The sequence below is a fragment of the Rugosimonospora africana genome, from assembly GCF_016862975.1.
Taxonomy (GTDB): domain Bacteria; phylum Actinomycetota; class Actinomycetes; order Mycobacteriales; family Micromonosporaceae; genus Rugosimonospora; species Rugosimonospora africana.
The window spans coordinates 80975-100288 of sequence record NZ_BONZ01000056.1 but is presented as its reverse complement, the minus strand read 5'-3'; the positions used below and the strand labels follow the sequence as shown (position 1 = coordinate 100288).

Below are 19314 nucleotides of genomic sequence, written 5' to 3'. Positions count from 1 at the left end.
CCACCCGCCGGCCGCGTGTTGTCGCCGGGCGCCAATGGAGTCGCCCATCCAGCGCTGGCCAGCCGGCGAGTATGCCCCTCGCCAGCGGCGCTGAAACCAGCCGACGGCGCCATACAGGCTTTCGAATGCATTTGCCGGCGACTGCCCGCCCGCGCCCATCCCCGCTGGATACCGTCAAGCCGTGCTCGGTCTCCCAGGAGACGTCACGGCATGCCTGTTCGATCTCGACGGTGTTCTCACCCAGACTGCCTCGGTACACCGGGCGGCATGGCAGGAAACCTTCAATGACTGCCTGAAACGGTGGGAACACAACGGTGAGCCGCTGGCGCCTTTCGATCCCGCCTCTGACTACAACGACTACGTGGACGGTCGGCCCCGCGCCGACGGGGTCCGCGCTTTCTTCGCCTCCCGTGGCATCCAGGTACCCGACGGCGATCCGGACGACCCGCCGGACCGGGACACCGTCTACGGCATAGGCACCCGGAAGAACCAGATCGTGCAGCGCCGCATCCGCCAGGACGGTGTCCAGGTGTTCGAGGGCGCCATCGCCTACCTGCGCGCCACCCAGGAGGCTGGGCTGCGCCGCGCGGTCGTCTCGGCGAGCCAGAACACCCGTGAGGTTCTGCGCGTCACCGGCCTGACCGACCTGTTCGAGGAGGTCGTGGACGGGGTGGTCGCGAAGGACGAGAACCTGCGCGGCAAACCCGAGCCGGACACGTTCCTGGCCTGCGCGAAGCGCCTGGGCGTCTCGCCGCGGCAGGCGGTCGTGTTCGAGGACGCGGTGGCCGGCGTCGCGGCCGGCCGTGCCGGCGATTTCGGCTTCGTGGTCGGCGTAGACCGGGTGGGGCACGCCGAGGAGCTGCGCCGGGCCGGCGCGGACGTCGTGGTGGAGGATCCCGTCGAACTGTTGGAGAGGCCGTGACCGCGGACAGCACTTACCCGATCGAGCCCTGGCTGGTCCGCGAGACGCGGCTCGACCTGGATCGGTTGGCGCACTCGGAATCGATCTTCGCACTGTCCAACGGACACATCGGGCTGCGCGGCAATCTGGACGAGGGCGAGCCGCACGGGTTGCCGGGGACATACCTGAACTCGTTCTGCGAACTGCGACCGCTGCCGTACGCGGAGGCCGGCTACGGCTTCCCCGAGTCCGGCGAGACGATCATCAACGTCACGAACGGCAAGCTGATGCGGCTGCTCGTCGACGACGAGCCGTTCGACGTACGGCACGGCGAACTGCGCTCCCACGAACGGATCCTGGACCTGCGGGCCGGAACCCTGGAGCGGGTCGTCGAATGGGTCTCCCCCGCCGGCCGCGAGGTACGGGTCCGGTCCACCCGACTGGTCTCGTTCACCCACCGGGCGGTCGCGGCGATCTGCTACGAGGTCGAGCCGATCAACGAGCCGGCCCGGTTCATCCTGCAGTCCGAACTGGTGGCCAACGAGGCGATGCCGCCCCGCAAGAAGGATCCGCGGGTGGCCGAGGTGCTGGAGGCGCCGCTGGCCGCCGAGGAGCACCTGGCCCGGGACGCGGGCGGGCTGCTCATCCACAGCACGAAGGCGAGCGGCCTGCGGGTGGCGGCCGCGATGGACCACCTGGTGTCCGGCCCGGAGGACACCCTGGTCGACACCGAGGCGTTCCCGGACTGGGCCCGTACCAGCATCGCCTGCGTACTGGAGCCCGGACAGCAGCTACGGGTCATCAAGCTGGTCGCGTACGCGTGGTCCGGTCGGCGCTCGCTGCCCGCCCTGCGTGACGAGGCCGGCGCGGCCCTGGCCGGCGCCCGGCTCACCGGCTGGGACGGCCTGCTGTCCGGCCAGCGCGAGTACCTCGACTCGTTCTGGCGGGGAGCGGACATCCGGGTGGACGGCGATCCCGAGGTCCAGCAGGCGATCCGGTTCGCGCTGTTCGAAGTGCTCCAGGCCGGGGCGCGCGCGGAGAACCGGATGATCGCGGCGAAGGGGCTGACCGGCCCCGGGTACGACGGCCACGCGTTCTGGGACACCGAGACTTTCGTGCTGCCGGTGCTGACGTACACCCATCCGGAAGCCGCGGTCGGGCCGCTGCGCTGGCGGTTCCTCACCCTGGACGCGGCCCGGGAACGGGCCAGCACGCTGGGACTGGCCGGCGCCGCGTTCCCCTGGCGGACGATCCGCGGGCAGGAATGCTCGGCGTACTGGCCGGCCGGTACCGCCGCGTTCCACATCAACGCCGACATCTCCGACGCGTGCCTGCGGTACGTGCACGCCACCGGAGACCACGACTTCGAGCGGGACTTCGGGGTCGCACTGCTGGTGGAGACCGCCCGGCTGTGGCGTTCCCTGGGGCACCACGACCGGCACGGCCGGTACCACATCGACGGCATCACTGGACCCGACGAGTACACCGGCGTCATCGACGACAACGTCTACACGAACCTGATGGCGCAGCGGAACTTCAACGCGGCGGCCGACGCCGTCATCCGGTACCCCCAGGTGGCCCGCACCCTCGGCGTCGGTCAGGAGGAGGCGGCGTCCTGGCGGGACGCGGCCAAGGCGATGCACATCGCCTACGACGAAGAGTTGGGCGTGCACCAGCAGTCCGAGCGGTTCACCCGGCACCCCGAGTGGGACTTCGAGGACACACCCGCGGAGAAGTACCCGCTGCTGCTGCACTACCCGTACTTCGACCTGTACCGCACCCAGGTCATCAAGCAGGCGGACGTGGTCCTCGCGATGCACTGGCGCGGCGACGCGTTTACCAAGGAGGACAAGGCCCGCAACTTCGCCTATTACGAAGAGCGCACGGTCCGCGACTCGTCCCTGTCGGCGTCCACGCAAGCGGTGATGGCCGCCGAGGTGGGCCACCTCGACCTGGCGTACGACTACCTGGGCGAGGTCGCCCTGATGGACCTGCGCGACCTCAACCACAACACCGAGGACGGCATCCACATCGCGTCCCTGGCCGGTGCCTGGCTCGCACTGGTCGCGGGCTTCGGCGGGATGCGTGACCACGACGGCACCCTGTCCTTCTCGCCCCGCCTTCCGCACCAGATCGAGCGGCTGGACTTCGCCCTGCTGTGGCACGGACTGCGGCTCTGGGTCAGCGTGGCGCCGCAGGAGGTGACGTACGAGGTGCGCGACGGGGACTCCCCGGCCGGTGCGCAGATCGAACTGATGCACTACGGCGAGCCGGTGACCATCGAGGTCGGCGCTCCGGTGCGGTTGCCCATCCCGGAGATGGCACCGGTCGGGCCCGCGCCCCGCCAACCGGCCGGCCGGGCACCGAGGCGGCGCAGCGCCAGCGACGCGAACAGCCAGACTCCGGTGGACGCCCAGAGCGACGACTAGGTCTCCTCGGACGAGGGCTCACGCCGCGCGTCGATCAGCGCTCCGAGACCGTCGAGGATCCGGCCCAGACCGAAGTTGAACTCGTTGTCCGGCAGGTCTTCCTGGTCCATCACACCGTCGGCGATGAGCTTGCCGGTCTCCGGGAACCGGGCCGGGTCCACCACCTTCGCGTACAGCTGGCCGTAGCTGAGCATCGCCGCCTCGGCGGTGGAGCCAGCGGCCAGCGCTGCCGCGGTGATGTCCGCCTCCAGGCCGGTCACGTTCCGCACGTAGCCGCTCAGCATCAGCACCGTGGACAGCTTCTCCGAACCGGTCAGGGCGGTGTCCCGCAGGTAGGTCAGCGCGTACTCCAGCCAGGCGATCTGGTTCGGCGTCATCGGCGGAGCGCTGATCCGCACCCGGAGCATCCAGCTGTGCTGCAGCAGCAGGTCCCGGTACGCCTGCGCGAACCAGGTCAGCCCGGCCCGCCACCCCTGCCCGGGATCCGGTTCCGGGGGTACGCCGATGGCGAGGTCCATCATCAGGTCGATCAGCTCGTCCTTGGCGGACACGTAGCGGTACAGCGACATGGTGGAGGCGCCCAGCTCGGCGGCGACCCGGCCCATCGAGACCGCGCCCAGCCCCTCGCTCACCGCGACCCGGACTCCGGCCTCGACGATCTGGGGGAGAGTCAGTCCCCGCCGAGGCCCCTTGGTCGGGCGCTCCCGCAGCCCCCACGCCGCCTCGATGCTCGGAGGCAGGCCGGTGGTCGACTTCGGTCCGGCGGTCTCCGGTGGCTGGCCGCCCTGGGATCCGGTGCCGCCGCGCTTGCCCATGTGTCTCCACTCCGACTCGGGGTTGACCGCCATCGTAGTACTGCGTATAACTTACGCAGTAGAGCGTATGCCATACGCAGTACCGGCCAAACAGGGAACGGGGACATGGACACAGAGCTGACGGTCGAGGCGATCGGCCTGCACAAGTCGTACGGCAAGGTGAGCGTGCTGAGCGGCGTCGACCTGCGGGTCGCCCGTGGCAGCGTGTTCTCGCTGCTCGGGCCGAACGGCGCCGGCAAGACCACCACGGTGAAGATCTTGTCGACGCTGACATCCGCGGACTCCGGCCGCGCCCGGGTGGCCGGCTTCGACATCGCCCGGGACCGGCACCGGGTGCGCCGCGCGATCAGCCTCACCGGGCAGCACGCGGCGGTCGACGAGCTCCAGACCGGCGAGGAGAACCTCCGCATGATGGGCCGGCTGTGCGGCATGTCCGGGGCGCGGGCCAGGCAGCGGGCGGCCTCGCTGCTGGACGAGTTCGACCTCGCCGATGCCGGGCGGCGGCGGGTGGGCACCTACTCCGGCGGCATGCGCCGGCGCCTGGACCTCGCCGTCGGCCTGGTCGGGAACCCTTCGGTGATCTTCCTGGACGAGCCGACCACCGGGCTCGACCCGCGCAGCCGGCAGAGCATGTGGCAGGTCGTCACTGGCCTGACCGCGTCCGGGGTCACGGTGTTCCTCACCACGCAGTACCTGGACGAGGCCGACCAGCTGGCCGACCGGATCGCGGTCATCGACGGCGGGCGGATCGTCGCCGAGGGCACACCGGCCGACCTCAAGACACGCTTCGCCGACCAGCGGCTGGACCTGACCATGGTCGACGCCGACGCGTACCGGGAAACGGCCGCGCGGCTCGGCACCCGGGTCGCGCACACCGAACCGGCCCGGCTGCTGATCGGGCTGCCGACCGACGGCACCGCGGCGCACGTGCGTGCCCTGCTCGACGACGTCGACCCGCAGCGTCGCGCGGTCGCCAGGTTCGCCGTGCACACCGCGACCCTCGACGACGTGTTCCTCGCGCTGACTGGGCACACGGCCGCCAGCGGCGCCGAGGGACGAGGTGCCGCGGTCAAGCGGCCGCACTCAAAGGACTCCGCCGCCAGCGGCGCCGAGGGACGAGGTGCCGCGGTCAAGCGGCCGAGCTCCAAAAATTCCGCAGCCGCCAGCGGCGCCGAGGAACGAGGCTCCGCAGCCGCCGGCGGCACCGATACCGACAAGGAGAGCATCAATGTCTGACCTCGCGGCCCCACTCGCCGTCCAGCCCGCCACCGGTCGCCGGCGCTCGCCGATCTCCGACGCGCTCACCATGAGCGCGCGGTGCGTGCGCCTGTCCCGGCGCCAGCTCGACGCCCTGCTGGTCATGCTGATGCTGCCCATCATGCTGATGCTGCTGTTCGTGTACCTGTTCGGCGGCGCGATCCAGACCGGTACCACATACGTCACCTACGTGGTGCCCGGCATCCTGATCATCTGCGCCGCGTTCGGGTCGTCGACGACGGCGGTGACCGTGGCGCAGGACATGCGGGGCGGGATCATCGAACGCTTCCGGTCGATGGACATCGGCGGTCCGGCGGCCATCGGCGGGCACGTGGTGGCCAACGTCGTGCGCAACGCCGTGTCGACCGTACTGGTGCTCGGCGTCGGGTACCTGGTCGGATTCCGGCCGCACGCGAGCGGACTGGCCTGGGTGGGCGCGGCCGGCATGATGCTGCTGTTCGTGTTCGCGTTCTCCTGGCTGTCCGCCGCGATCGGGCTGCTCGCCGGCTCACCGGAGGCCGCGAACGGCTTCGGGTTCTTCCTGATGTTCCTGCCGTACCCGAGCAGCGCCTTCGTACCCGTCGCCACGATGCCCGGCTGGATCCACGGCTTCGCGGACAATCAGCCGATCACACCGGTCGTCGAGACCCTACGCGGGCTGCTGCTCGGCCAGCCGGTCGGCAACCACGCGTGGGCGGCCGTGGCCTGGTGCGCCGGCATCACCGTCGCGTCGGTGGCGGCCTCCGCCGTGCTGTTCCGGCGGCGCAGTTCGTGAGGTGGTCACCGCCGTGCCGAACAGGCGCCGTCTCCGATCGGGCGGCGCCTGTTCATCCGCCGTACGGCGGCAGGACCAGCGGCGGTACGTCGGCCTCGCGCGGCGGGGTCAACGCGGTCACGGTGGCGAACCCGGCGGCCACCAGCGCCGTGTCGGTGTCCGGGTCGGGCACCTCGCCGGCCTCGGCGACCGATGCCTCGACGACGTCCACGCCGTTCTCGGTGATCCGGGTCTGCACCGCACCGAACGAAGCCAGCCGCACTTCCCGCAGCCCCCGGATCCGCTGGCTCGACAGGTTCGGCACGTTCAGGTTGAGCACGAACTGGTCGGACAACAGCGGCAGCAACCGGGTGGCCAGCTCCGCCGCGGTCTGCCAGTGCGCCGGCCCAGTGGCCTCGCCGGCCAGGTCCAGCGACACCGCGAGCCCGGGCCGGCCGTGCGCCACGGCGGTCAGCGCGGCGCCGACGGTACCCGAGTGCAGCACCGAACGCCCGGTGTTGGAGCCCCGGTTGACCCCGGACAGCACCACGTCGGGCGGTGGACCGAAGGCGTCCCGGGTCGCGATGAGGACGATGAACGCCGGCGGGGCGTCGACCGCGAACGCCGGTACCCCGGCCAGCCCGTCCAACTCGTGTCGGGCGACCGGGACCTGCCCCTCCCGCTCCACCACCGCGATCGACGCGCTGTTGCCGCTGGCCTCGGACGACGGGGCCGCCACCACCACGTCCAGCCCCGCGTCCCGTGCGGCGATGGCGAGGTAGCGTACGCCCGCCGCGCCGATCCCGTCGTCATTGGTGATCAGGGCGCGCATCGCCCGCGCCCGGCCGTCACGGCAGTTCGACCCGCTCGGCCAGTTCCTGCGTGGTGGTGCGCAGCTCCGGCCCCTCGGCGGAGCCCCGCTCGCCCGGGGCCACGCTGCCGATCGGTACCAGCCTGACCCGGTCGCGCAGCTGGCGCACCGCGCCCCGGTCGCCGGTACCCAGTCCGTGCCGGGTGACGTTCAGCGAGCCGGCCGCCGCACCGCACCGCACCGCCTCGGCGGTGGGATCACCGGCGGCGAGCGCGGCAGCCAGGCCGGCGGTCAGCGAGTCGCCGGCGCCGCGCGGGTCGGCTGCCTCCAGCTTGGGCGTGACCACCTCGTAGATGACGTCGCCGATCAGCGCCACGGCCGGCTGCTGCGCCCGGGTCACCAGGACGGTATCGGCGCCGGCGTCCCGTAGCCGGCACACCGACGCGATCAGCGAGTCGAGGTCGTTGCCGGTGCCGAGGTCCTCGTGGCTGACCCGGACCAGGTACGGCTGCCCGGCCAGCACCGCGTGCAGGTGTTCACCGGACAGGTCCGCGATCACCCGCCGCCCGTGCCGGCCCAGGTCGGTGGCCAACCGACGGTACGTCTCCGGCGGTACGACAGCGGGGTGTGCCGCGCCGCTGAGCAGGCAGACATCGGACGTCAGACCTTCCGCGAGAGCCACCCCGTACAGCTCGTCCAGCTCGTGCCGGGACAGCGGGTCACCGGTGACCTCGGCCACATCGATCCGCGAACCGCCGCGCCGGTCGTGCACATAGGTGCCGTTGTGCGACTGCCCCAGGACCGCACGTACCGTGATCCCCTCCGCCGCGATCAACGGTTCGAGGACCTGGCCGACCTCGCCGCCGAAGGCCGCGCACAGGACCACCGGCAGGCCGAGTGCCGCGATCATCCTGGCCTGCCAGACGCCCTGGCCACCCGGGTGCAGGTGGATCTCCTGCCCCTCCCCACGCTTCTCGATCGTCACCGTGAGTTGTGGGGCGGGCGCGAAGACCATGACCTGACCGCTCACGCTCAGCCTTTTCCCTACCGCCGCCGCTCCTAACGTCCGGCTGAGTCCCGGCCGGCCAGATGGAGGAACCTTTGCTACCTTTCCGGCCCGCGGGAGTCCATACGGCCGACTACAGCAACAGCGTTCCCAACTGGCACCCTTGTCCGGTGGCCGCATGGGTGATTTCCGAGGTCGAGGTGCTGGACGATGAACGCGCGGCTCGGTACCGCGAACTGGCGCAGGACTCGATCGCCCGTTACGGCGGCCGGTACCTGGCCAGGAGCGCGGTGCCGGCGGCGCTGGAAGGCAGGTGGCCCGACGAGCGCCGCCTGGTGATCGTGGAGTTCCCGAGCATGCAACGCGCCCGGGAGTGGTACGCGTCGCCGGAGTACTCGGCCGCGCTCGCCGTGCGGCAGGAGGCTCTGGCCCGCCGGCTGCTGCTGGTGGAGAGCCTGGAGTAAACCGCCGGCTCACTCCAGGCTCCGGCCCTTAGATTCAGCAGGCCGCCAGCTCCCTCATCGATCCGGGAGCCGGTACGACTGGCCGAAACGGGTCGAGCTCACCCGATCCCCGGACGTCGACCCGCAGCCCGACCCCGTCGCCCCACCCCGGCCAGCCGGCGCCGGCCGCCGGCCCTGACACGTGCGGGCCCGACCCGTTCACCGGCCCGAGCCGGTAGCTCAGCCGACCGAGCCGGTGGCCGGCACCGTCTAGCAGGTCCAGCGCGACCGTGTCCGGGTGCCGCGCGACCGGCAGCGCGGCATGGTACTGACCGCTGCGCCACCGCCGATCCGCGTCGTACGGGATGGCGAACAGGTTTGCCTCGCCACCCACGGTCACCGGCCCCAGCGCCTGTGCCTTCACGTAGACGTCCGGTCCCCTGGTCTCGTAATAGAACCAGAAGACCCGGTCGGTCAGCGGAGCCCGCTCGATGACCCGGTAGTAGACCGCCCCCGCGTTCCTCACTCGCGCCCCCAGCTGGAAACGCAGCAACAGCAGCTCGTTCATGAGCCTGCCCCGTCCCTCTCTGCCCCCTGGCCGGACCCGCGTGAACCGCGAGCCCACGTACCCCACCGTGGATAAGAGGAGACCGAAACGGGACAGATACATCGGCGGTCAGCCGGCACCGAAGCACACGAACGGGGCGAACGGATCGGCCAGCGAGGCGTCGGCAAGAGCCCGGGCGGGCCGCGCGCCGTCGGCCAGCGCGCAGTGGTAGCCGGTCATCACCTCCGCCGCGGCGTGATGGGTCACCCGCGCGACACTGGCCACCACGCTCGCGGTACCGGCGTAGAGCAGCGCCGCCGTGAAGCCCAGGATCTCGTCGCCCGGCGCGACCACGGTGCGCCCCACGTCGCAGGCGGACAGCGTCACCGAGGCGGGAGCCGCGGCCAGCCGCTGGATGTCGTAGGCCATCAGCGGCCCGTCGGCCAGGTCCAGCCGGGAGAACAGCACGTTCTCGTGCTCGTGGTGGCCGTGCGCGGCCAGGTGCGCGATGGGCGCTCCGTCCAGTCCGGCCAGCGTCGCGGCCACCGTCGCCTCCGCGCCGGTCAGCGCGCGGCTCCCCGGGTACACCTTGGCGATCTCACCGATCTCCACCTCGGCCTGATCGAGGTCGGGCCCGGCCACCAGCAGAGGCGGCACCGGCTCGCCCGGCACCCGCTCGCCCGGCACCGGCCGCCGGCGCGCCCGCAGCCAGGCGGACGCCGACGCGGACACCGTCACCGGCCGGCCACGCAGCTCCGGCAGCAGCCCCCAGGGCAGCGAGGACAGCGCCATGGTCGGGACGATGACCAGCTCGCGGTCGGCCAGCTCGGCGCGCAGCCCGGTCATCAGCTCCCGGCTGAGCACGTCGAGCTGGTGCGTCACCGAGCCGCGGATCGCCGCGTCCAGCGCTGCCGGCAGCCGCCGCCCGGTCAGCGCGTCCAGGTCGTAGCGCAGCCGGGCCACCGCGTCCTCGACGCTGGCGTGATCGCCGAGCGCGACCATCCGGACCGTCCCGGCGTCGACGAGCAGGGCGTGCAGCCGCCCATGCCGGGTCAGGAAGCTGAGCATCACGCGATCGCTGGCGGCCAGCTCCGCCTCGATCTCGGCCAGGCCGGCCACCGGCACAGTCTGGCCGGGGCCGGCGACCCTGCGGACCCGTTCCCGGATGGTCCGCTCCAGCTCGGCACAGCGGGTACGGGCACCCGGCACCCGCCGCCGCTCCAGCTCCGCGGTACGCAGGGACTCGCGCAGCTGGCGCAGCTCGGCCAGCGCCTCGGCGAGCACCGGATCGGCCGGCGGCCGTACCGGCGGCACCCCGAACGCCTGCGCCCGCGACCGTTCCGACCAGTCGAAGATGGCGGCCGGCGACCCGCCGTCCACCACCGTGTCGAACCCGGCCGCGGCCAGTTCCCGGCCGAGCGCGGTGATGCCCACCTGAAGGTCGCGGCTGCCCAACCGGCTGCGGTGGTCGTCGAGCACCGCCAGGCCGCGGCGGATCTCGGTGAGCGCGGGCCCGCGGCGCCCCTCGGCGGCGGCCAGCTCGGCGCGCACGATCCGCCTGGTCAGCGACAGCTCCAGCGACTCGTTGGGTCGACCGCGCGGGATCGCGGCCAGCACGTCCCGCGCCCGCCCGGTCCGTCCGGCGGCGACCAGGGCCCGCGCGGCGAGCAGATCGGCCATTTCCGCGTCCCGGGCCAGCCCCATCGCGCGTAGCCGACCGGCCAGCTCGGCGGCCCGAGCCGCGAGACCACCCGGCGCGCGGCTGCCGGGCAGCTGCGCCCTGAGTCTGGCCAGCGTGGCTAACCCCACCCAGGCGTCGTTGCCGCGGCGACGGAACAGCCGCTCCGCCCGCCTGGCCCGGCTGGCCGCCGCCGCGTGGTCGCCGTAGCCGAGCGCGGCCTGTGCCCGGAGCAGTTCAGCCTCGGCCAGTTCCTGGCTCAACCGGTGCCGGGCGAACTCGGTGACGGCCCCGTCCAGGCTCCGTCCCGCCTCACGGGCGAGGCCCGCCGACAGCAGGGCACGGGCCCGCGCCGCGGTGAGCATCGGCAGGAATCCGGGGCCGTGCCGGCCGAACAGCGGCTCGGCCGCGCCGAACGCGTCCAGCGCCCGGGGCAGATCGCCGCTCAGCAGGTCGCAGTATCCGGCGTTGTGCAACGCCTTCGCCGCGACCAGGGGCAGATCGCCGCGCTGGGCGAGCCGTTCACAGCTGGCCAGGTCCTCGCGGGCGGCCCGGACCCGGCCGGCGTGCAGGTACAGCGCGGCGCGGTTGAGCAGCGTCGTGCACAGCACCGGCAGGTGCCGCTCGCCGCCCAGCAGCGGGATCGCCTCGTCGAAGTCGGCGAGCGCGTCGGTGAACCGGCCGGTACGCAGCAGCATCAGCGCACGCTGCTGTACCAGCACCCCGCGGTCGTCCGGCTCGATCAGCGCACCGGCGAGGGTCAGCAGCTCGAACCCGTACCTGGTCCGGCCCCGCTCCGCCTCCGCGTACGCCAGGCTGATCAGCAGCCGCCCGGCCAGCGCGTCGTACCGGCCACCGGTGGTGGTGGTCCCGTCCTCGACTGGTCCGGGTCGTTGCGCGGCGCCGGACGCGCCGACCCGGATTGGTAGGCCGAAGCCGAGCAGCGCGAGCCCGGCGCGTTGCAGCCGTACCGCGTCCGCCGGCCGCCCCTGCGCCATGGCCGCCACGCCGTCGCGGTGCAGCCGGCGCACCGTCGGTTCGACGGAATGGACGGTCATCGGGCTACATCACGATCGACGGGGTCACCACGGATCTGTCGTCGTCCGCAGTGCCGTCCGCGGGCGTGCGCACCACGAGTTGGGCGAGCCCACGCGGGACCGACTCGATGACGAACCGCCCCCGCTCGTCGGCGTCGGTGGAGAGGTGGCCCGTCGTGGTGCGCAGCTCGACCCGGAGCGCGGCCGGCGGTGCGAGCCAGCCGTCCAGCCGTACCGTGTCGTCAGGCACCACGCTGATAGTGATCATGATGGTCAGGTTGGTGCTGTCGAAGGTGACCGTGCGGCTCTCCTCCTGCCCGCGCGCCCCGGCCGGGACCAGGTCGGAGTCGTCGCGAAGCCGGCAGACCTCGACATCGAGGTCGTCCAGGTCCACCGCGAACTGGATCCGCTCCACCAGCCCGGCGGGCACCGGGTCGGCGCGGCGGTACAGGTCGGCGAGCCCGGCCAGGATGGCCAGGTCGAGGTCGTCGATCGGCTCGTCGCTGCCCGGCTCGTCGAGCGGGGCGGGCACGGGACCCGGCGTCACGTCGTGCTCCACTCCGGCTGGGACATCAGCAGATTGCGCAGCTTCGCCAGGCACCGGCCGCGGGTCGGGCCGACGCTGCCCCGGGGCATGCCGAGCGCGGCGGCCACCGACTCGTAGTCCGGCCGCTCCACGAACGCGACCACCCGCAGCAGTTCCTGGCACCGCTGGGACAGCTGGCGTACGGCCCGCCACAGCGCCGTGCCCCGCTCCCCCTCCATCAGCAGCTCGTCGAACGGCCGGCCGTCGTCCGGCACGGACTCCAGGGAGTCGACCGCGACCGGGCGCTCCCGCACGCCGACCCCGCCGACCCGCCTCGCCTCGCGCCGCACCACCGTCACCAGCCAGGCGCGCAGCGCCTCGGGCGAGCGGATCTGATCCAGGTTGCGCAGCAGCGACAGCCAGGTCGTCTGCACCACGTCGTCGCACATGGCCGCGTCCAGTCCCTGGGCGCGGGCCACGTGCCAGAGCAGTGGAGTCAGCTCCGCGACGATCTGGTGCAGGGCCTCTCGGCTGCCGTCGCGCGCGCTGAGCAACAGATCGGCGAGGTGCGCGCGGCGGTCGTCGGGGGCGGGTGCCACCTGTGGCGTCATTGCCACTCCTTCTGCAACGCGTCCCATGCCTGGCCCGCCCGGCGGATCGCGGCCGGCCCGTCGCGCTCGTCGAGCGCCGTGCCCTGCCCCAGAATCAGGTTGGCGAGCATCGCGGCGGCCACCGGCGCGGCGAACGACGTGCCGCTCCACAACGCGAACCCGGCTCCGAAGTCGTCCGGATCCAGCGACTCGCGGCGGCGCGACGCCCCGTTCACCGTCTCGGCCGGGTTCACCGAGCCGGCCACGGCCGGGAACGTGGACATCAACGCCACCCCGGGCGCGTACAGGGTGACCCACGGGGCCTCGTTGCTGAACCGGGCGATGCTGCCGTTCGGGTTGAGCGCGCCGACCGACACGACGGCCGGGAAGCCGCCGGGCGACGGCCGGGTGGACAGTGCGGCGGGGTAGAACTCACGGCCGGTCGCGTGGTTGCCGGCGGCCGCCACGACCAGCACCCCGAGGCCGGTGAGCGTGTCGATCGCCGCGGCCAGCTGCCCGGTCGCCTGGCCGGTGGGGTCGCCCTCGTCGAAGTATCCGAGGGACAGGCAGACCACGTCGACCGGCCGGGCGGTCGCGTCGCCCTGCTGCGCCCGGCGGGTCTCGTCGGCGATCAGGGCGAGCGCGAGAAGGACGTCGCTCTCGTACGCCACCCCGTCCGGGTGCATCACCCGGATCGCCCGTACCTGGGCGTCCGGCGCGATCTGGCGGATCAGGCCGGCGATGAACGTGCCGTGCCCGGCGTGCGAGTCCAACTCGCCGACCAGCGGCTGCGCGACCGCCGGCTGGTCGAGGTACCCGTCCAGGATCTCGGTCGGCATGCCGCTTCTCGTGGCGCCGGCCACCGTACCCGCCTGGATGGCGGCCTGCGCCGCGCTGTCCACGACCACGAACTCGTCGGCCGGTACGGCGGCGGAGCGGTCCACCACGTCGAGCCACGGGTGCGGCGCGTACCCCGTGTCCAGGACGGCCACCACCGGCCGCCGCCCGACGCCGAGCTGGGCCAGCGTGCGCCGGGGCGGCGCGGGGAGCATGACGCCGACCGGGATCCGGCCGGACAGCGCCGCCTGCGGGGTGCCCAGAGTGAGCGGTTCCGGGTCGCCGCTGCCCTGCGTGGCGATGTTCGCCCCGACCAGCAGGTGGTCGAGCCGCACCCGACCGGCCGCGCTGGCGTCGAGGTCACCGCGCTGGCCCGCGGCGCGCAGAGCCGTGAGCGCGCGCCACGCGTCCACGGCCACCGGCTGCCCGCCGGCCGCGGCCAGTGGGGCCGCCCGGTGCGAGGCGGCCAGCGCCCCCGCCGAGGCGGCGTGCCCGCGCACGGCACCGGGCACCGACTCCGGCGCCAGCAGCGTGAAGCCCTCGCCGGCCAGTGCGGCGTTGAACGCGGCCAGGGCGGCGCGCTCGCCCGTGAGCAGGTCCTGCGGGACCAGCAGCACACCGGAGCGGTAGACCGTGCTCGCCGGCGCCGGGGCGCCGGACGCGCGGACCGCCTCCGCCGGGCGCAGCACGCGGGCGCCGTGCCGGTCCAGCACGCTGTCCGGGATGGCCGGCAGAGCGGTCGGCCTGGCCACTGCCCCCGATCGCTGGGCGGGGCCGTCACTCGGCGGGAAGTAGAGCCTCATCGGCGGTCTCCAAATCGTCTGTCCAGCGACGCTACCGGTCATCGATGTACCTCATGGACCCAGAGCGGCGCTGCGCCACCGGCAGATACGTGACACCATCACGATTCGATAACGCCGGGAATAGACGGCAGCGGCCCGGGAGCAGTACGCCCCCGGGCCGCCGGTTACCGCTACTTCACTTGATCGTGTACGAGTACGGCACCGCCGCCACGTCGTCGCCGCTGAACAGGAACGACGAGAAGGTGTCCAGGTACAGCACACCGCTGACCTTCGAGCCCTTCGCCCCGGTCGGGGTGACGGTCACCGTGATCGTGCCGGACTGCCCGGGCCGCAACACCAGCGGCGCGAACGCCGGCGACTGTGCCTGCGTCGCGGTGAGCCAGAAGTCGCCGGTCGACGAGGTCGCCGCACCGTCGAACGCCTGGGTCTTCACCGTCGCGCTCAGCGACGCCGAGCCGCTGACCGGTCCGTTGGTCGGGCCGATCGGCGTCGGAGCCGCGCCCCACGGGCCCTGGCTGACCCGGTTGGCGGACAGCGACGCGATGGCGGTCAGGCCCTGGGACGCCCCGTACAGTTCGGGCGCCCCGTTGTTGAGCGTGGACAGGTCGAAGTCGGCCGGGATGGTCGACGACTGCCGCACGGTCAGGTTGGTGCTCTCGGTCGGAACCACCCACGCCGGCGGCTTTGCCGTCGCGTCGAACGGCAGCGCGACGGTGGTGTCGGTGTCCGGCAGGGCCTGCAGCGGGTACGTCGCCGACGCGGTCAACCGCGGATCGGCGAAGTACGACTGGGTGACCGCCCCGGTGTTGCGCACCTTGACCGTCACCGTGACCGGCTTGCCGGCCGCCACCTTGCCGCCGGGCACACCGGACGCCTTCACGTCGACCGTGTCGTACCGCAGGTGGCCGGTGAACGGCTCGGCCAGCGCGGTACCGCTGGTCGGGTTGTTGACGTTGATGAACAACGTCCACCGGCCGGCCGCCGGCGCCCGCACGTAGCCCTGGAGCGCGTTGGCCGCGGTCACGTCGCCGTCGTTGTCCACGCCAAGGTTGGTGGACAGCGACAGCACCTGGCCGTCCGGCCCCATCAGCGCGGCGGAGACCTGCTGGTTCGGGTCCTTGGCCAGGGTCAGGTCGATGCCCAGGTCTGCCTTGCCCTTCGGCACGTCGAAGAAGTACGCCTGGGTCTGCGCGCCGGGGTTGCCCCGGCCGTTGCCGCCGGTCACCGTGCCGTGGAAGGCACCGCCGTCGGTCTTGGTGGACAGCAGCGAACGCAGCGTCACCGGTACCGAGAAGGTGTTGTGCGACGCGGTGTCCAGCTGTACGGCGGCCGACAGGTCACCGGCCGAGTCGGGCAGCTTGACCTTCACGTGCAGCGTGCCGGTCTGCCCCGGCTTGAGGGTCAGCCTCGACGGGCTCACCTGGCCGAAGTCGACATACCTGGTGCTGGTGAACTCGTACGACACCGAGCCGTGGAACCCGGTCGCGGCCCGCGTACCCATGAACACCGCGGTCCACTTGCCCGGCGCCGGGTACCGCACGTCGATCGTGCCGTGGTTGCCGTTGCCCTGCGGGTACGACTGGTCCTCGTACTCGCCGTGCGGCCCGATCACCGCGACCCGGATCGCGGACTGGCCGTTGGCGGTGCCGCCGGGCCAGGCGAACTGGCCGGTCAGGTGGTCGGCGCCGGCCGGCACGGTGAACGTGGTCTCGCTGAAATCGCGGATGGTCGGCCCGGCCGGGCCGTTGATGCCGTCGGCGAAGCTCGGTCCGGTCGTCGAGGTCATGTCGACCGCGATGCTGGACTTCACGTCCGACAGCGTCTTGCCCAGGATCCGGCCGTGTCCGTTGACCACCTGGCTGTCGGGCGAGGTGTTGGTCACCTTCAGCGTCAGATCCTGCGTCGAGTTGGCGTCGCCGACTGCGGTGAGCTGGGTGTCGCCGCTGCCGGAACTCAGCACCAGACCGTCGCCCTGCGGCGCCGGCGAGCCGTTGCCGTCCTTGATGGACATCGCCTCGCGGACCGCGCGGTAGGTGTCCATCTCACCGGCGCCCTGCTGCTGCGCCGGCAGGCCCAGGTCGGTCGCGGTGCTGGTGAGGATCTTCTTGACCAGCGCCGGAGCCGGCCGTACCCCGTGGTGCGTGTTCTTGTACGCCTCGATGACCAGCGCCGCGCCGCCGGCCACGAACGGCGACGACTGGCTGGTACCACCGAAGAACTCGATCGGCGACGGCTGGTTGTTGAACGCGGCGCAGCCGGCGAACCTGTCCAGATCCGGGGTGCACACCGCCCAGCCGGCCTCGCCCGGCGCGACCAGGTCGATGGTCCGGCCCCGGTCGGTGATGCCGGACGACGACAGTGCCGACGGGTTGCCGTTGACCCAGGAGGTCCCGAAGTTGCGGGAGCCGGAGTAGCCGACCTGTGCCATCGCGCGGTACGTGGTGGTCGCGCCGACCGAGATCACGTTCGGGTCGGCGGCCGGCGTGCCGATGGTGTTGGTCGGGCCGGCGTCACCGCTGGAGGCGACCACCGTGATGCCCGCGGCGACCGCCGCGTCGTCGGCCAGCGCCGTCGGGTCGGTGCCGTCGGTCGGGTACGGGTTGCCACCGAACGACTCGTTGATGACGTCCACGTTCGCGACGTTCACCGCGTAGTCGATCGCCTGGATGATGACCGAGTTGGTGGCGAATTCGGCCGAGCCGAAGACGTTGATGCCGACCAGCGAGGCACCCGGCGCCATGCCGCGCACAGTGATGTTGCAGCCGGCCGGCAGCGGGTGCGCGTCGTTGACGAACTTGGAGACGTCATAGACCTGGCGGCCCTGCGACGCGATCGCGCTGGCGTCGCCGAACGCCTCCGCGCCCACCCCGCCCAGATTCGGGTCGGTGCCGGAGAAGTCCTGGTAGTCGGTGAAGACGTGGCTGCCGTCGGCGCGGATGAAGTCGGGGTTGTTCGGGTCCAGCCCGTCGGCGATCCAGGCCACCTTGACACCCGAGCCGTCGACCAGGTTCTGCGCCTGCGGCGTGCTCTTGCTCTCGTACGCGGTGTGCGTGGTCTGCAGCGCCTCCGGCTCCAGCAGCGGCTTGCTCGGGTCCGTGGGACAGGAGCCGGGCAGCACGTGATCGGCCGGGGCGGTCGGTCCGGCCAGCGACTTGATGGTCGACTTGTCGGCGTCGGTCAACGGGCTGATCGGCACCATCCGGTCCGGCACCACCGCGGCGACGCTCGGGTCGGTGTCGAGGTGCGCGATTTCGGCCGAGCTCAGCTTGGCGGAGAAGCCGTTGACGATGGAGAAGCTCTTCACGCTGCTCGCGCCGCTCTTGCGCGCGCTGTCCACCAGCGGAGCCTGGTCCTTGTGCGCGGCGTCCTGCCGCTGCTTGCGAGCTGTCTTGGCGTTCAGCTCCGGGTGCTGGTTCTTCAGGACCACGATCACCGGGTGCCGATCGGTGCTCGAGAGCGCGGGCGTCGGTGCCGGCACCGCGTTGGCCACACCGGGACTGGCCGCGAGCACCAGCCCCACCGTAGCGGTGGCACCGACAGCCAGTCGGTACTTGCGTCTGACGTTCATCACAGCCTTTCTCGTCGCGAAAATTCGCCTCCATCGAGAAGTACGTACGAAGGCCCGGTTCGGTCCGGTCAGAACGCGACTAGTCCAAGATCGTAGGGTCCCTCGCCGCTGGCGGCCAGTGGTCGCATGCGTGACCCGGCACCCTCACCGGACCCTTTCGGCGCGCGCGCCGACCCGCTGCGAGAGCGACAGTTCGTGATCTTTGGGTGCGAGTTGTCGACCATTCTGGCTCGGCGCGTCTGACGCCGCGCGACGACCCAGACCAGTCGCCGGCCAGGGTCTCGCGTCACCGGACACGGTGCGCGGCCGGCCGCCCGACGGCCTCAGGCCGCGTCGCCGGTCTCGGCCGCTCGACGGAATCAGTCGAAGAAGCGGGCCAGGTACGAAGGCTGGGGGCCGGGCTGCCCGTCGGCCAGCGGGGTCAGGTCGGCGAACACGCTCGCGCCGTCGCAGGCCGCGTGCAGCGGGTACCAGCGGGGCGAGCCGTCCCGCCGGTCGCAGATCCCCTTGATGGTCTGGACGTCGAGGTAGCGCACGTGAGTCGGGTCTGCCACCGCGTTCACGAATCGCCACCACGGGCTGATCACGTGAAGCACGCCGTCCGGCCGCAGCACCCGGTGGCACTCGTCGACCAGCGGCAGGAAGTCGAGCAGGTGCTCCAGCACGTGGACGGTGAACACCGTGTCGACCGAGTGATCCGCCGCCGGTACGCCGGTGCGCAGGTCCGACACGATGTCCACGGCCGGGGTCGGGTACCGGTCCACGCCGATGTTGTCCGGGTACTGCTTGGTCCGGCCGCAGCCCAGGTCGAGGATGGTCGGCGTGCGGCCGGACACCCGTACCCGCGACCAGATCCCGTACACGCCGTCGATCCGGCCGAGCAGGTCGCGGATCATGCGCAGCGCGCCGCCCTCCGGTACGTCGCCGGTCAGGTGCGCCACGCCCCGATCGAAGCGGACCTCGACGGTGAGGTCGCGCAGCCGGTCGTCGTGGGCGAACAGATCCCGCGCGGTCTCCGCCAGGTACTGGTCGAGCAGCGCCCAGCGGCCGGACGACACCGTCGCGTGCTCTGTCACCACCATGCCCGGCACCTCCCAATCGGCAGGGCCGTTACCCCGGCCGACCGGGTTCACACCGGGGCGTCGGCGCGCCCGCCCGCGCCACGCCGGTGTCCCCGGCCGCGGGAAAGCGGTGTGCCGCCGGCCAATCCCGGCCGGGGCCGGGGTGCGACGCGGGCGTGGCGAGGACACCCGGCCGGGCCCGGCAACGGTCCAGCCGGGACCGGGCTCCGGTTCGGTTAGCCGCACCGGGC

At 72.3% G+C, this 19314-nt stretch carries 15 protein-coding genes; 5 read left to right on the top strand and 10 right to left on the bottom strand.

All coding sequences use genetic code 11. The features are described 5' to 3' along the window. Window positions 1-181 precede the first annotated feature (181 nt). Complete coding sequence (locus Raf01_RS28885; protein ID WP_203921187.1) at window positions 182-922, top strand: beta-phosphoglucomutase family hydrolase; 741 nt, start codon at window positions 182-184, stop codon at window positions 920-922. After that, on the top strand, window positions 919-3330 hold the full coding sequence (locus Raf01_RS28880; RefSeq protein ID WP_203921186.1) for a glycoside hydrolase family 65 protein: 2412 nt from the start codon (window positions 919-921) through the stop codon (window positions 3328-3330). Before Raf01_RS28885 ends, Raf01_RS28880 begins: the two co-directional genes overlap by 4 nt. Here the strand turns inward: Raf01_RS28880 and Raf01_RS28875 are convergent. Next, entirely contained in the window at window positions 3327-4178 is an 852-nt protein-coding gene (locus Raf01_RS28875; protein ID WP_239134001.1) for a TetR/AcrR family transcriptional regulator, read from the bottom strand. The two genes, Raf01_RS28880 and Raf01_RS28875, sit on opposite strands and share 4 nt — an antisense overlap. A gap of 72 nt (window positions 4179-4250) precedes the next feature. Between Raf01_RS28875 and Raf01_RS28870 the strand changes: the two genes are divergently transcribed. Together Raf01_RS28870 and Raf01_RS28865 are read left to right on the top strand one after the other, a co-directional pair. Then, the gene (locus Raf01_RS28870) at window positions 4251-5381 is read left to right on the top strand and encodes an ATP-binding cassette domain-containing protein (protein WP_203921185.1); all 1131 of its coding nucleotides are present in this window, start codon (window positions 4251-4253) and stop codon (window positions 5379-5381) included. Then, a complete protein-coding gene (locus Raf01_RS28865; RefSeq protein ID WP_203921184.1) occupies window positions 5374-6177 on the top strand; it encodes an ABC transporter permease in 804 nt (267 codons plus the stop codon). The genes Raf01_RS28870 and Raf01_RS28865 overlap by 8 nt, the downstream gene beginning before the upstream one ends. Before the next feature lie 52 nt (window positions 6178-6229). Here the strand turns inward: Raf01_RS28865 and surE are convergent, their stop codons facing one another. Together surE and Raf01_RS28855 are read right to left on the bottom strand one after the other, a co-directional pair. After that, window positions 6230-6988 (bottom strand): 5'/3'-nucleotidase SurE, encoded by a 759-nt coding sequence (gene surE, locus Raf01_RS28860; protein ID WP_203921183.1) that lies wholly within the window; start codon window positions 6986-6988, stop codon window positions 6230-6232. 16 nt (window positions 6989-7004) lie between these two features. Beyond that, on the bottom strand, window positions 7005-7997 hold the full coding sequence (locus Raf01_RS28855; protein ID WP_308442669.1) for a PfkB family carbohydrate kinase: 993 nt from the start codon (window positions 7995-7997) through the stop codon (window positions 7005-7007). Between the two features lie 146 nt (window positions 7998-8143). Here Raf01_RS28855 and Raf01_RS28850 point away from each other — a divergent pair, with 146 nt between their 5' ends. Further along, window positions 8144-8437, top strand: a complete 294-nt coding sequence (locus tag Raf01_RS28850; RefSeq protein WP_203921182.1) for a DUF1330 domain-containing protein — start codon at window positions 8144-8146, stop codon at window positions 8435-8437. 34 nt (window positions 8438-8471) lie between these two features. Here the strand turns inward: Raf01_RS28850 and Raf01_RS28845 are convergent, their stop codons facing one another. The 7 genes from Raf01_RS28845 to Raf01_RS28815 form a co-directional block, all read right to left on the bottom strand. Then, window positions 8472-8984, bottom strand: a complete 513-nt coding sequence (locus Raf01_RS28845; protein WP_203921181.1) for a hypothetical protein — start codon at window positions 8982-8984, stop codon at window positions 8472-8474. Between the two features lie 108 nt (window positions 8985-9092). Continuing rightward, window positions 9093-11699, bottom strand: coding sequence for a CHAT domain-containing protein (locus Raf01_RS28840; protein ID WP_203921180.1), 2607 nt, complete (start codon window positions 11697-11699; stop codon window positions 9093-9095). 4 nt (window positions 11700-11703) lie between these two features. Beyond that, a complete protein-coding gene (locus Raf01_RS28835) occupies window positions 11704-12225 on the bottom strand; it encodes a hypothetical protein (RefSeq protein WP_203921179.1) in 522 nt (173 codons plus the stop codon). Then, the gene (locus tag Raf01_RS28830; RefSeq protein ID WP_203921178.1) at window positions 12222-12815 is read right to left on the bottom strand and encodes an RNA polymerase sigma factor; all 594 of its coding nucleotides are present in this window, start codon (window positions 12813-12815) and stop codon (window positions 12222-12224) included. The genes Raf01_RS28835 and Raf01_RS28830 overlap by 4 nt, the downstream gene beginning before the upstream one ends. Further along, a complete protein-coding gene (locus Raf01_RS28825; protein WP_203921177.1) occupies window positions 12812-14434 on the bottom strand; it encodes a S8 family serine peptidase in 1623 nt (540 codons plus the stop codon). The genes Raf01_RS28830 and Raf01_RS28825 overlap by 4 nt, the downstream gene beginning before the upstream one ends. 175 nt (window positions 14435-14609) lie before the next feature. Beyond that, a complete protein-coding gene (locus Raf01_RS28820; protein WP_203921176.1) occupies window positions 14610-18002 on the bottom strand; it encodes a S8 family serine peptidase in 3393 nt (1130 codons plus the stop codon). A gap of 359 nt (window positions 18003-18361) precedes the next feature. Continuing rightward, entirely contained in the window at window positions 18362-19084 is a 723-nt protein-coding gene (locus Raf01_RS28815; protein ID WP_203921175.1) for a BON domain-containing class I SAM-dependent methyltransferase, read from the bottom strand. Window positions 19085-19314: the final 230 nt, after the last annotated feature.